The sequence below is a fragment of the Paenibacillus sp. 01T443 genome (genome assembly GCF_056398325.1).
On sequence record NZ_JBFTPE010000025.1, the window covers coordinates 23,188 to 36,437 of the forward strand.

The 13,250-nt window shown below is 42.4% G+C and carries 16 protein-coding genes; 4 read left to right on the forward strand and 12 right to left on the reverse strand.

Annotation, left to right across the window (positions count from 1 at the left end; genetic code table 11):
* Nucleotides 1–171: 171 nt before the first annotated feature.
* The 4 genes from AC1DLI_RS29070 to AC1DLI_RS29085 all read right to left on the reverse strand — a co-directional run bounded on the left by AC1DLI_RS29070 (nt 172) and on the right by AC1DLI_RS29085 (nt 3,104).
* The gene (locus AC1DLI_RS29070; RefSeq protein ID WP_477608398.1) at nt 172–1,158 is read right to left on the reverse strand and encodes a hypothetical protein; all 987 of its coding nucleotides are present in this window, start codon (nt 1,156–1,158) and stop codon (nt 172–174) included.
* Nucleotides 1,159–1,168: 10 nt separating this feature from the next.
* On the reverse strand, nt 1,169–1,921 hold the full coding sequence (locus AC1DLI_RS29075; RefSeq protein WP_477608487.1) for an RNA polymerase sigma factor: 753 nt from the start codon (nt 1,919–1,921) through the stop codon (nt 1,169–1,171).
* 23 nt (nt 1,922–1,944) lie between these two features.
* Nucleotides 1,945–2,394, reverse strand: a complete 450-nt coding sequence (locus AC1DLI_RS29080) for a VOC family protein (protein WP_477608400.1) — start codon at nt 2,392–2,394, stop codon at nt 1,945–1,947.
* 200 nt (nt 2,395–2,594) lie between these two features.
* The gene (locus AC1DLI_RS29085; RefSeq protein WP_477608402.1) at nt 2,595–3,104 is read right to left on the reverse strand and encodes a hypothetical protein; all 510 of its coding nucleotides are present in this window, start codon (nt 3,102–3,104) and stop codon (nt 2,595–2,597) included.
* 541 nt (nt 3,105–3,645) lie between these two features.
* Here AC1DLI_RS29085 and AC1DLI_RS29090 point away from each other — a divergent pair.
* Entirely contained in the window at nt 3,646–4,308 is a 663-nt protein-coding gene (locus AC1DLI_RS29090; RefSeq protein ID WP_477608404.1) for a class I SAM-dependent methyltransferase, read from the forward strand.
* A gap of 351 nt (nt 4,309–4,659) precedes the next feature.
* On the opposite strand, the gene AC1DLI_RS29095 is transcribed toward AC1DLI_RS29090, so the two are convergent.
* Nucleotides 4,660–5,085 (reverse strand): cupin domain-containing protein, encoded by a 426-nt coding sequence (locus AC1DLI_RS29095; protein WP_477608406.1) that lies wholly within the window; start codon nt 5,083–5,085, stop codon nt 4,660–4,662.
* 90 nt (nt 5,086–5,175) lie between these two features.
* Nucleotides 5,176–6,087 (reverse strand): alpha/beta hydrolase, encoded by a 912-nt coding sequence (locus AC1DLI_RS29100; protein ID WP_477608408.1) that lies wholly within the window; start codon nt 6,085–6,087, stop codon nt 5,176–5,178.
* A gap of 187 nt (nt 6,088–6,274) precedes the next feature.
* Here AC1DLI_RS29100 and AC1DLI_RS29105 point away from each other — a divergent pair, with 187 nt between their 5' ends.
* Nucleotides 6,275–6,823 carry a TetR/AcrR family transcriptional regulator gene (locus tag AC1DLI_RS29105; protein WP_477608489.1) on the forward strand — a complete coding sequence of 183 codons (549 nt, stop codon included), beginning with the start codon at nt 6,275–6,277 and terminating at the stop codon, nt 6,821–6,823.
* Nucleotides 6,824–7,125: 302 nt separating this feature from the next.
* Here AC1DLI_RS29105 and msrB read toward each other — a convergent pair whose 3' ends face one another.
* The 4 genes from msrB to AC1DLI_RS29125 form a co-directional block, all read right to left on the reverse strand.
* Complete coding sequence (gene msrB, locus AC1DLI_RS29110) at nt 7,126–7,590, reverse strand: peptide-methionine (R)-S-oxide reductase MsrB (protein ID WP_477608410.1); 465 nt, start codon at nt 7,588–7,590, stop codon at nt 7,126–7,128.
* A 67-nt stretch (nt 7,591–7,657) separates the two neighbouring features.
* Nucleotides 7,658–8,608, reverse strand: coding sequence for a peptide-methionine (S)-S-oxide reductase MsrA (gene msrA, locus AC1DLI_RS29115; protein WP_477608412.1), 951 nt, complete (start codon nt 8,606–8,608; stop codon nt 7,658–7,660).
* 167 nt (nt 8,609–8,775) lie between these two features.
* Nucleotides 8,776–8,892: an aquaporin gene (locus AC1DLI_RS29120; RefSeq protein ID WP_477608414.1), complete on the reverse strand. Its 117-nt coding sequence runs from the start codon at nt 8,890–8,892 to the stop codon at nt 8,776–8,778.
* 639 nt (nt 8,893–9,531) lie between these two features.
* The gene (locus AC1DLI_RS29125) at nt 9,532–10,080 is read right to left on the reverse strand and encodes a pyridoxamine 5'-phosphate oxidase family protein (RefSeq protein WP_477608416.1); all 549 of its coding nucleotides are present in this window, start codon (nt 10,078–10,080) and stop codon (nt 9,532–9,534) included.
* 36 nt (nt 10,081–10,116) lie between these two features.
* Between AC1DLI_RS29125 and AC1DLI_RS29130 the strand changes: the two genes are divergently transcribed.
* Together AC1DLI_RS29130 and AC1DLI_RS29135 are read left to right on the forward strand one after the other, a co-directional pair.
* On the forward strand, nt 10,117–10,299 hold the full coding sequence (locus tag AC1DLI_RS29130) for a hypothetical protein (RefSeq protein ID WP_477608418.1): 183 nt from the start codon (nt 10,117–10,119) through the stop codon (nt 10,297–10,299).
* A 332-nt stretch (nt 10,300–10,631) separates the two neighbouring features.
* The gene (locus AC1DLI_RS29135; RefSeq protein ID WP_477608491.1) at nt 10,632–11,024 is read left to right on the forward strand and encodes an ABATE domain-containing protein; all 393 of its coding nucleotides are present in this window, start codon (nt 10,632–10,634) and stop codon (nt 11,022–11,024) included.
* Here the strand turns inward: AC1DLI_RS29135 and AC1DLI_RS29140 are convergent.
* Nucleotides 11,002–12,144, reverse strand: coding sequence for a Ger(x)C family spore germination protein (locus AC1DLI_RS29140; RefSeq protein WP_477608420.1), 1,143 nt, complete (start codon nt 12,142–12,144; stop codon nt 11,002–11,004). The genes AC1DLI_RS29135 and AC1DLI_RS29140 overlap by 23 nt on opposite strands.
* On the reverse strand, nt 12,141–13,247 hold the full coding sequence (locus AC1DLI_RS29145; protein WP_477608422.1) for a GerAB/ArcD/ProY family transporter: 1,107 nt from the start codon (nt 13,245–13,247) through the stop codon (nt 12,141–12,143). The genes AC1DLI_RS29140 and AC1DLI_RS29145 overlap by 4 nt, the downstream gene beginning before the upstream one ends.
* Between the last annotated feature and the right edge of the window lie 3 nt (nt 13,248–13,250).

Sequence of the window (13,250 nt, forward strand, 5' to 3'; positions counted from 1 at the left end):
GAGTATTGCTCCATACTGATCAGCTCAAACCGGTCTTGTTAATCCGGATTTGCAGTAGCTACATACCTACTAAAAACGGAACATGCTAGCAAAGAATATGCGATAGTTCATGAATAAATGTTTTTGAGTTCGCTTTATTCAACAATCATTCCCGTTAGCACCTAAACTTCATTACAAATCATAATACATTCGAGCCAGATACCGAAGCCCCTGCTCCTCCGACGCCTTGGCTTGTTGCAGCAATCGAATAGCCGTCTCCGCGGCCCCGGACTCAGATGGGTCGCCACCATGCGGAAAAGGAAAGCGCTCATGCAACTCCCCAAGCGCAGAGGCAACCTCCGCATAGTGCCTCGCTGCCGCCTCCGCCGAAGCGGCCATATGGCCCGAGTCGAAGCCGTAGCCGCCGTGTCGCTTTGGCTCCGCAAACACTCCATTTCGAAAACGATCCCGCACTTCATTCAGGAATTGCACCGCGAACAGCCTCGCGTCATAGACATAGAGTGCGTTGTAGCTGTTTCCGAGCGGGTCGGCTGACCGCGTTTCGAAAGCCCTAATCCAGGCATTATAGGCAGCAAGCCCCGGCCTGAATTCGGTTATCCCGTCCTCTGGATATCGTCCATGGGTCAAAGACATCGCGAGTGCTCGACTTAAAGAGTCTACATAGTTGAATTCCTTCTCTTTGACAATTGTAAGTGTCATAATGTGACCGTGAGAGAGCTTCTCGTAAGGAACCGTTCCTTCATGCTCGCGGTCTTTTACATGGAACAACTGCCGTTCGTCGTCGTAGCCGTAGACGACAGCAAAATCCCCGCCAAACAGATCCCAAACGATCGCAGGAACGTTTCGGTCAAGGGTTCGATGAATATGTCCGAGTGCTATCTCTACATGCTCGGGTGGGATAGGATCTATAATCGGGTCGAAGCACACCGCTTCGAATCCCAAATTTCCGACCGCCCTTCTATAGAAGGAGCCCCACACATGAGACGTCGGCCCGTAAAGCCCCGCCTTATCATCAACACGAATGCGAAATGCGTGTGAGGTCAGACCCATAACATCAATGAGTGAGAGGTCCTTTCGCACCGTATATTGCAGCATGGCATGAATACATTGTGCGATCGAGGAGCGTGTGCTCTTCAGGTCCTGACTTACTGTTTCCATATCCACGTCATCACCCTTTCAAAATGATCTTGTCCGGGTCTAGCAGAACCCGCGCAGGCTTCGACTCTTGTTTTCTACATTCGACATACCCACGGATGCAGATGCGAATGCGTTCCTGGCGTACTTTCACACGCGCACGCGATAGGTGATTGTACACACTGCTCGCTGTTGTTCCGAAGAGAACGGCAATCTCGTTCGACGACAACTCCCGGAAAAAGTGGGCATCAAAAATTCCTCTCTCCTTCTCGGTCAAGCAGCTCAGCAGTTCGCGGAATGTCTCCAATACTTCACACCTAGCGACAACCTCGGCCGGGTCGAGACCGACGTCCCCATTGTAATCAATCTTTTTACTTAACCTCGCCAAGAGCTCATCAATATGCCCGCCCGGTTCCCTCTCCTCCTCGGCGGTAACAAATCCCGAGAACGGCCGTTCCTTGCCGTAGGGACCGCCTCTTCTTAGCTTCATGTGCACTTGATTGTGCACAATGGTTTTCAGCCATGGCTGGAATCTGCGGCTATCCAGTAGTTGGCCAAGCTGCAGGAAAGCGCGAATCAGCGCTTCCTGCACAATGTCTTCGGCGAGATGGCCGTCGCGTGTCAATCTTGCCGCCCATCCATACGGCATTGCCCGATGCCGACGGACGAGCTCACCGAACGCTTCGTTACTTCCTTCGCGTGCCGCCTCGACAAGCACCCGGTCGGGCCGTTCCCCCTCCTCTTGTACAACTTCCCTATCCGCTAGAACTTCCGCCGCATTCCACATGGCCAAATTCTCCTTTCCTCCTACTACTTGCCGTTCCGTAAAAACTCCTTCTTATAATCGTCCTTCGGGTCCCACTGTGACCAAGCCGCTTCGAGCATGTTGCCAGCAGGATCACGGAAATAGAAATACTTCGCCTCTCCATTGCCAAGCTTCATCAGCGGTCCGGGATTGATCCCATCCTCGGAAAGCCGACGGTGAGTGTACTCTATGTCCGGGCAATTCAATGCCATAATAGGAAATGGAGCTCCGTTCCTTGTGATTTCCAGCGTTTCCCGATCCTCAGTTTCGATTAACAGTAGCGCGATTGAGTGCTGATGTGGATGATGCAATACCGCGAGGAACGAACCTCTGTCCTGAAACTTGTTAATCAGCCGAAAATCTAAATGGCGAGTATACCACTCAATCGATTCATCGATTCGCACAGTCGGAATATAGACATATCCGATACGGCTAAATTTGAACGCTTCTTCCATTTCGCCACACTCCTTGATCATCTATTCGTTATCTAGATGCCAAAGCCCCTGAGGTTTCTATCCTCACACCGAAAAAAACATTTGTAAGGAAATACATGTTTAACACAAACCTGCCCATTAGCGTAGCGAAGGGCTACCATGTGGCAGCCCTTAAGGTGTGGTACTATCGTAACCCGTTAACTTAATAAGAAATAGGTATTCTATTGCAGTGGAACTTCAATTTCCCCGACTAATTCCTCTGCTTGGCTTATAAAGTATTTCATATTACCACTAAATTGAATATTTAACCCTAACCCCACTTCACGAAGTATTTCTTGCAACTCTTCAAAATTTTCTTTATCCTCTTCGGTTAAATCAGCAAATTTATATATTTCATCATTAGGAAATTGATTTAACTTATTATACAAGTTATTCAGAGTGTCCTTATTATTTTTAGAGAGGTTTCCTAATTGTCCTCCGATTATTATACCGCGCCAAACCCCGTTCAGAACGTCTCCCAATTCACTCGTCACCAAGTTGGGTTCTGACCAATTTTTTTCTTTTTGTATTGCAATTGAGCCTTCCAGTTCTACTAAATTATGTTGAACCTCAGCAATGAATATATGTTCCTTCACAAGTTTCATCTTTATATGTCCCCAAGCTACAATTGCGATTAGTAATATGTTCAAAACTATTGATGTATTTAATATTAACTTTTGTTTTTTGCTCAATATTTCTCCCCCTTTCCGTACTGATTTTACCATAAAATCCATAATTAATATTAAACAATTCTGCCCATTAACTTAATCAAGTATCGTCAATCTAAAACTTTATATTCTTAGAGCCATATTACCCTTATTGATTCAAAACATTAGGAAAAGGGTAAACATACGATAAGTGGGAAGTGGTATTGAAAAACAGCGAAAACCGGAATTCAATTTTAGTTTCCGAAAGGTTGTTGATTCACCATGAAAACACGAAGAAGGATAAAAAGTTCGAGATTTCTGATTCGATACTTTTTGAGTAAGACGTAGCTTTAGAAGCACATTTTTAAACCGCTTCCCACTATAAGAGGACTCTGCGATTTCATTCGCGGGGTCCTCGCTTTTATGATGCCATCAAACATTTTCACCTTTGTTACCAATTGTCGGCTCCGTCTGAAGACGGAGCTTCATTTCATCCGCCAGATGGTTCAGACGCAATGATCGATCCCATATAATGAAAACGATAAGATGATGAAAGAATCGAGCTAATTTTAAAGGAGATATTTTTATGATGAAAAACCTACGTAAAAACAAGGATGTCGGTATTTATGGCTTAACTGCTAAGTGGTATGATAAGAATTCTCGCAAAAGTCGAATGACTCAAATGCAAGAATATGCGAATGAAGTTGCATCTTTAGTCAGCAAAAGTGCAAATATTTTGGAAATTGCACCTGGGCCGGGTTATTTGTCGATTGAACTCGCCAAGAAAGGGTTTAACGTTACTGGAGTAGAGATAAGCCCTGACTTTGTGAAAATTGAAAAAAATAATGCAAAGGAAGCAAATGTTTCGGTTGATTTTAAAGAAGGTAACGCATCTAACCTACCATGTGAAAATAGTTTTTTTGATTTTATTATTTGCAGTGCAGCATTCAAGAACTTTAAGGATCCCGTAAAGGCTTTATGTGAAATGTATCGAGTGCTGTCAGAAGGTGGAACATCCCTAATCATCGACATGAATTACGAGGCAACATCTGAGGATATTAACAATGAGATTAGACAGACAGGTATGAAAGGATTTGACAAGCATTTTGTGAAATTTGCATTTAAAACTTTCCTAAAACAAGGTGCTTACACAAAAAAAGATTTTGAGTCACTTTTAAAAGAAACTCCCTTTAAGAACTACAATATCAAAAAAGAGGGCATTAGTTTATTTGTCTATCTTTATAAATAGAAGGTTCGTTTTAAAAAAACTTGAACAAAGCTATGCAATTGCAAATGCAACTTTTTGTAAAAAATTTTTCACTAAAATCTTTCTTCATATTCTTTAATAAAAGATTCTGTTCGCTCCTCTCTTAAATAATCTCCGATGATTTCCCCATCCAAAGAGGTCAACATATGGCAAATAATATAAGGTCTTACCAAGGTTATCCCCCTTATAGCAATAAACTGCCCCAACGTACATGATTGGGGGCAGTTGAATATATAATCTAAGTCTCCAAAGCATAAAGCGGAAATGATTGTGGCCATACGAGTCATCCAACTTTTCTTTGAAATGAATAACATTTAGCGTACGAGATTCGAATTATTTTAGCTTGTTATATGCCATATCTGTTACTGGTTCAAACCATTGAGCAGGACCCACTGTTGTATCTGGATCAATGGCAAGATGAGCAAACCAACTATTAGCAGCTGCACCATGCCAGTGCCTGACATTCGGAAGTATTTCCACGACATCGCCAGGATGCAATTCTTGTGCAGCTTTTCCTTCTTCCTGATACCAGCCTCTTCCACCAGTAACTAACAGAATCTGTCCGCTTGGATGTGCGTGCCAGTTGTTGCGGCATCCTGGTTCAAATGTTACATTTCCGATTGAAGACTTTAACGAGCTGTCAAAGGGTACAAGCATTTTGAGATAACTAGTACCCGTAAAATACTTTGCAAATGCTTCTGGGGCTTTGTCACCGATTGGAAAAATGATACCTTCGCTTACCTTTTGTTCGACTGCCATATTTTGCATCTCCTCATATGTCCAAAGTTTTATATACCCCTTGTTTTGGCTTGATACATAGAGTACTTTGTACTGCTTAACTGATTCTTACTATAGATTCTTCCCAAAAAACTCCGTTAATTTGGTTACAGCCTGAGCTACGTATTCAGGTGTGTCATACATGGCAATATGCGATGCACCTTCAACCCAAAACATTTCTTTTGGTCCATTCGACAATGCATAAGCTTGTTCGCTGAAATCACGTGTGTCAGCCTCTGTTCCGGCGATCATTATAAGAGGTTGCGTTAGAAAGTCGCTAATTTTAATCAATGCCGAGAATGCCATGATTTTGTCAACGCTTCTAAACAGGAATCGATTCGTTGAATTAGGGTGCTGTGCTCTAGGCGTTCTATAGTATTCATAGCCCTCGCGCATAAGCACTGGCGTATTTTCATTAAATTCTTCAGGAGAATCTGGCACATAATTAAGGAACATCAGCTCTGCTCCCTTTGCTTCTGCTGTACGCTGCTTAGCAACCGCTTCAAGTGTTTGTAATTGTGTTGAAACGTTTCCTCCCGTACCTTCTCCCCGGAACATTGCTCCGATATCGATCCCGCTAACGTTCGCTACTGCTTTAATACGACGTTCAGTTTGAGCGGCAGTTATGGCATAACCACCACCGGCACAAATACCAAGCACTCCAATTTTTTCATCGTCAACAAATGGAAGGGTAGTTAAATATTCTACTGCAGCGCGCACATCTTCCACTCTGGCAGACGGATCTTCGAGTAAACGCGGCTCACCGCCGCTCTCTCCTTGGTGCGACGCATCAAAGACTAACGCAACAAAACCATTGTTGGACAGATTCTGCGCATACAAACCAGCAGCCTGTTTCTTTACGCCTCCACCGGGATGGACGCTAACGACTGTTGGATATTTTTTGTTTTCCTCAAACCCCTCAGGCAAATACAGCTCAGCTGCCATTGTTAAATTACCGTTTTTAAATGTTACGGACTTTTTCATGTTTTTTCTCCTCCAGATAAAATTGATGTCAGTTGATTAATACACATTGATACGATATCGCACATCTGTGTATAATATAAGATGAAAATAGGATGTCCACAATAATCAAATGAGCACGATCTGTGCCTTATTGCGCAAGCTGATAATAATTGTGCAATTATTATTAAGAAAGTTTGGTGATGCTACAATGCCAGTGATGGATAGAAGAATTCTTAAATCTCAAGAAGCCATAAAAAACGCATTTATCGAACTGATGTCTGAAAAAAGTTTCGATCAAATTACAATACAGGATATTTCCGATCGAGCGAATGTTGGCAGGAGAACCATATATCACCACTACATGGATAAATTCGATCTTTTGGATAAACTCATTGAAGAGCACATCAATGAACTGGAAATAATATGTAAATTAACCTCTGATTTGGATTTTGTCACAGCAAATTTGATTATGTTCGAATACTTTGAAAGCAATTATTCTTTCTTTTCGACAATGATGGCTAGTAAAGGTGCCCCTTTTTTTCGCACTCGCCTGCTTGAATTTATGATTGAAGAGTTAAAAAATGAAGTAGTTGTAACCGAAGGAATAAATAAAGGTTTAAATAAAGAGGTTATTGTTAAATTTTTTGCCTCAGCAATTGTAGGAATGGCAGAAACGTTCTTCACAAGTGAACTACCCGATCCGCCTCGAGTCATAGCAAAACAAGTGGGGATATTGTTAGAGAGGAATTTAAGTTAATCTACCGAAATGAATAATTTGAAATTGTGTAACATTTCTTAGAAGTGCTACCAATGAGCATGCCATCGATTTATCCGTTTCTACAATAACGTGTACATAGCCCCTTCTGCTGTGTCGCTAGCAAAAGGGGCTATGTTTCCCGACCAATAGCCGGAGTGGAAAGTATGTCATGCGTGACTTGGGGACACGGCCTATTCTGAGAAGGACCACAAATTAAAAACGTATGATTTTCAGTGACCTCTAAATATGAAATAACGTGCCCCAGATGCTAATGGATGTTGTTCTAAGGAATCGATAGTATCTTATTCATTGCTAAATTGCGCGGCATAAGCGCCATATCCTCTTTTTTCAAGGTCCGCCTTCGGAATGAACTCCATGGCTGCAGAGTTCACGCAGAATCGCAGTCCCGTTGGTCCAGGTCCATCTTTGAACACGTCGCCTATGAAGGAATCCGCATTCCGGCTTCTGACTTCTTCGTTCCCAAAAAATAATCCTTTGCGTTTAAGCACAACGTTGTTTGACTCCAGTGGCTTTGTAAAACTAGGCCAGCCTGTGCACGCATCGTATTTGTCCTTCGAACTAAACAATGGCTCGCCCGAGACGATATCTACGTATATACCCTCATCTTCGTTATCCCAGTATTCGTTACCAAATGGCTGCTCGTCCACGCCATGCTGAGTTACGTTATATTGGAGTTTAGTCAGCGTTTTCAACTTTTCTTCTTTGTTAAAATCTCCATTAAAGCCTTGCTTTGAGCTGCTTTTCATTTCGCAATCACTCCCCAAAATTTTGTTCAAAATAAAAACCGCGACCGGAGATGAACTCGCTCACCCTCTACTTTGTTGTTGTGCGGACTTTTTCGTAATAGTCCTGATGTTCGTCCTCGGCTTTGTAAAACGTTGTTGCTGCAGCGATCTTCGTTACAACCGGTTTATTAATCCGTTTAGATGAATCCAATTCCTTTCGGGATGCTTCTGCCAACTCTTTTTGTTGATGGCTTGTATAAAAGATGGCGGATTGACTATCCGCATCCGTAGGATCAACGTTTCTCCAGAAAATTCGGAGCAACTCGTCATACGTAATCACATTCGGGTTAAAATGAACTTCAACCGATTCGATATGGTCAGTAGTTTTAGAAACGACTTCTTTATAGGTCGGATTTTTTTTATGTCCACCCGTATAGCCGGTATGCACACTCGAGACGCCGTCAAGCATCTGGAAAGTATCTTCCATGTGCCAGAAGCAGCCGCCAGCAAAAATAGCGGTATCCGAAGACTTATTCGAGTTTTCATTAACTGTCGTCAAAATATCTTGAACCTCAGCAACTTTCGATTTCAGCGATTTAATCATGCCGTACACGATGCCTTGGTGATAGAACAAATGCAACGAAGTCGAGTAGATAAGCTCACCGATATTTTGGGCTTGCAGGAAGTTCTCTTTCACGGGCTCATCCAGTCTATCCTTCAGCGTCTCGTGGACATAATTACGAAGTTCTTTCAGCTTGGCCATCAATTCATCCCACTCAGGCGGTTCTTCTTTCCATTTCGTAGGTTTCGAACCGTAAGCGAAAAAGGCTTTATAGCTTTCCGGAAGGATAGTAGGTTGCCCCGAAAGCCCGAGCACATCGAACTGAGTAACGAAAAGAACATGCCCCAGATGCCAATGGATGTTGTTTTTAAATCCTTCTGGAATGACTCTGCGTTTTTCCGGCGGACATTGATTGAATACATTAATCAAATGATTAATGTGTTTGTCAAATATATGAAATACGAATTCAGCTCTCATTTAATATCCCCTCCATTGCTTTCTCAATAAATTCCATAGCTGCAGAGTTCATACAGTATCACAGTCCCATTGGTTTGCGAGCGTTATTGAACACATCTCTTAGAAGGAATCAGTTCACTTATCTTTACTCTTTAACGTCGATAAGCATTGTATCATCCGAATGCTAATTACAAATGATAACCTACGTGGCGTTCCAGACAATAAAGAAATCCAATGGTAACAGCAGGATTAAAATGGGCACCCGAAATATGTCCGAAAGTATAAATAAGGGCCGTAACAACCAAGCCAAATGTGTTGCGTAAGGCTTTGCGTTATCTCGTTAACAACTACGCTCCGGTACCCGCAAATACTATAAAATAAGTGCCAATAAATTCATCGATCAGTTTCTTTTTCGTATTGTGTTTGCAAATGCGAAAAATTTGAGCAAATAGGGTTCATCCATTAAATAAAGTTTCCACTCAGTTTATGCGTTCCCCCTCAACGTTTGTAACCACTAATAGTGTATTAACTAGTTACTAAACATACAATATCACGAACCATAATGTATTTCAAGTAACTAACTATTATTTTTTTTATGGTTACAACGAAGGAGTTTCCACATGAAAATAAGACTTCACTCGTATGACACTTACTTATCTCTCGTGCACCGTTAGTTCAAAAAACCTGCATGATAGCCTGGTGCTTTTCTATTATTCGTCACTTTGTACCCTTCCAAACGCAACCCGTCAGCTCGCGTCCACTCATACAGTTTTATAATTAACCCGTAAAGGACTGTGGCCACTGCGCATGCCAAAAAGCCGCCGTAAACGGCGGCTCTTCGACACACAGAGCATCAGAAACCTTAACTCCCCGAGATAACCATTTCGATTATTCGGTTACCACTCTAATTGATACAAGGATCACCTGGAATGTGCCTCGCTCAGTTATGCCCGGTCGTTCTGAACGGTCTTGCCTTCATAGAACATTCGACCCGGGGCCTCTTCTTTCTCTTTGGCCGCCATTGATACTGCGGTTAATTTATAGATTGCGGTTTTACTACCTAAGGTGGAAACGTATCGTTCTAAATGACTCCGCCCCAGCGGTCGATCATAATAGCCTGGCACATATTTGTCCAGCATGACCTGCATGGCTTCCGTTGCCTCGTTTATATCGGTTACGCGAAGCAAGGATCCTTCAATGATGACACTCATATAGGCGGTATCTGTAGCAGCGGGTATTGGACTTGTGAGGGTCCCATAATTCTCACTCACGGTGAAGCAAGCCCGTGGGTTATGCTCGATATAAGTGACTTTTCTTCCTTCTTCTGCCCCATGAAAATAGATGGCGTTGTTCAGCCAAACGAAATTGAGTGGAATGACATAGGGGACGTCTTCTGAAGATAAGCCGAGAAATCCAGTCCGGGCTTGTTCGAGAAAGTGCTGGATTTTGCCGGTATCCGTACAATTGCGTTTCTGATTGCGAATGGGAAACATCGTATTCATCACCTTTTTACTTTGTTTAGGATAACTATGAGCGGCAAATGGATTTACTTTGGCGATTTTTTATTCGCGATGCTCGTCTTCCGGAAACTGCCGTCATGGGTCATCGTGCTTGCGGGCGCTGGCGGAGATTTGGTGCTGGAAGGGATACGAAGTCCAGAGAGGCTTTTTTCGCCTTTCAATGTTACAAGGATAACAATTGGAGTTGACTAGAATCCTTATCCAGCTTCTCATCATTCAGCGCGGCGAACTTCACCCGAGTACTAGTTCCTCTTGTCGTAGCTGCAATCCCATCCGTTAGTCTAAGTTTCCACTCGGATCATTCGAATTCCCCTCTATTTATGTAACTCTCTAATATAGTTATAACAGTTACAAAAACACTTTATCATGAACCTCTATGGCCGTTAAGTCACTAGCTATGGCACAACTTGGGGGTTACAATCGAGACATTTCACATGAAAAAAGGGAGTCTCGACACGATGTTATGGGACGGTTTACTGAAAAGTGATTATCACGTCTGGAGAGGCAGCGGTCATTCCTAAGACATTCTAGACAAACCGGGATGGTTGGAACAATGGCTGGCCATTCACAACCTTCCCTATCCGTGCGCTACGTCCGCGGATGAATTGGATGATCTGAAGCGATTGAGGGGACACATGCTTCATATCGTCCAAAAGCTGACGGTGCATGAATCCGCGGACCCCTCCGATCTCGAGGGGCTAAACCGGGCGCTATCCGGTGGACCAATGATTCTGCACATCGCGGAATCGGATTCGGTTTTTCGCTTGGAATCCACTCTCTTACAAGCTGGCTGGTCCCGCATTAGAGCGGAGATAGCCGCTTCCTTCGGCGCATACTCGCGGAGGGCGATCCCTCCCGCTTGCGCATTTGCGGCAATTCCAAACCACAAATCGATTATTGTTCGCTTAATGGAATAACTTTGGTTCCTGAATTGAGTACCTTTATTTTTACGTTAATATGAAAAGGAACTTCTGGAAAAACTTCATCCCATTTCGGCTTAAATTTAACTTTCCATTCTTTACGATGCTGTTGATAAAATATTTGACCTATTCCCAAAAAGTCGGATTTAAACTCTTTTTGGGCTTTTGATATTGCGGCTTCAAGTTCTTTTTTCACATTGACTTCCAGTTCCTTTTCACATTCGTGGAGAATCTCCGGTGTTATGGCTCCTACATTACCGCTGAATTGCATCATCGTAGCAGTGGCTTTCGTCGAAATGAATACTTCGGGTACCTCATGTCCACCCTTAATTTTTATTTTCGATTTATTATCTTCAAGCCTGAATACAGCGGATACAGAAGCTCCAGTGTCAGGTACAGTTATCGATACAGATGATAATTCTTGTATTTTTATATTTGATAATCGACCCAATCCTTTGCTTTCGTTTCCATCAAGCACGCCTGCCAGCTTGAAGCCTTTAAAAACAACCGTATCCGACATCTTGAGCTTTCCGTCTCCATTTATTTTTACTAATGGGGCGACAGGCTCTACACCTTCTGACATCAGCATTTTATTAAATTCTCTTAACCTGACCGGAAATGAAACGCCTACACGAGTTGTAACCTTAAAAAAATCCATTAACGTTTCCCCGACTGTTTTCTCGACCGACATATTTAAAATATTTTCCGGCTTCTCCTTTGTAAAGACCAAAAATATGGACTCTCTTATATTTGGAGTAATAAACAATAAATCCATAATATTTTTCAGTTGTTGTTTTGCCGCGCCTTCGCTGATAATGACTGTTGTAGCATATCCTAAGAACAGTTCTCCCGGTACGATGGTTTGCATGTTATCGAAGGCTTCCGGCACTGTTTTCCCTATTCCTTGGACCACCTCATTGGAATTCCCTCCTTCCTTACCTTGTTTTTGGGTCTTTATGATCTCGTAAGTCAAAAGAACTTTCCCGTTTTTATCAATATCGATACCGATTGCACGCACTAATGCCATGCTTTCATACTCCATGTAATCCCAGCATCCGGTGCATGCAATCAGAATGACAATACTAAGAATGAGTCGTATATATTTCGAATATTTCATATTCTCCTTGATACCGCCTTTTTTCCTTTTGCAAACATCAGGATGGAAACTGTACACAGGGTAACGATGTAGAATGGATATACACAATATTGAATGACCAGCATGTAGTAGTAGAATGCTTGGTTAAATGAGCGTATATTCAAAAGTATTATAAATGTAGCAATAGTAATGAAGATGATAAGAACCTTAGAGCTTCTTTTTATGATGGATTCTGAAGCAACCCAGCTGCTGTAGAAATTTCCGGATAGCTTCAATACAGTGATAACAACATAAGGTATAAATATAAAAATTTCCAATCCTTGAATGAATTTTCCGATGGTTATTGAAAAAGCTACATTTACACCTGCAAAAGAAATTCTGGAAGCCTCTTCTGGAGAAAGTGCGGCTGAGAATAAAAAAGATGCTGCTCCCGGCATTAATACGACAGATAGCAGTACACCTACAGTAAATGAAGAGAATCGCTTCGCAGGTTGATACAAAGATTCAACCATAATGAACATGAATAAAATAAACTCAGAATGCCCTCCTCCTGCCAATAATACTGCCTTTAGAAATGATGGAACGTCGCTGTCCAACATAGGGAAGATGTTTGTAGAATCGAATTGGGTTATTACACCGATAACGAGAACAGGAGTAAACATGATGCCGAGCACAACAATCTCCAAAGTTGCGCTTAACCTGGCTAAATTTTCAATACCACTGCTTGCGATTAAAAATGAAAGTAAAATCATCAGAAACATGGGTATCCACACCGGTGTATTATGCAATGCAATGGTCTTCACCAGCCCTCCGCACATCATTAACAGCAAAGAAGACAGGACTATGTTTAAACCAACAAAAGCTATTATGAAAATCGCACTGATCCATTTTCCGCCAAACATCTCAATAATTTGGAATATGTTTTTTCCCGGATATTTCTTTGCAACGCTCAATACCCATAGGGCAAAGGCAATATTGATAAACCCGCTTACGAACTCTGCAATCCACGCACTTCTACCTGCCAAACTGATAATGTAGGAATGATAAAAAAAAACTCCGCCATAAGCGCTTGCAAAGGTAAGATATATGGCCTGTAGACTCGAAATCTTTTGCTTTTGCAGCATGTT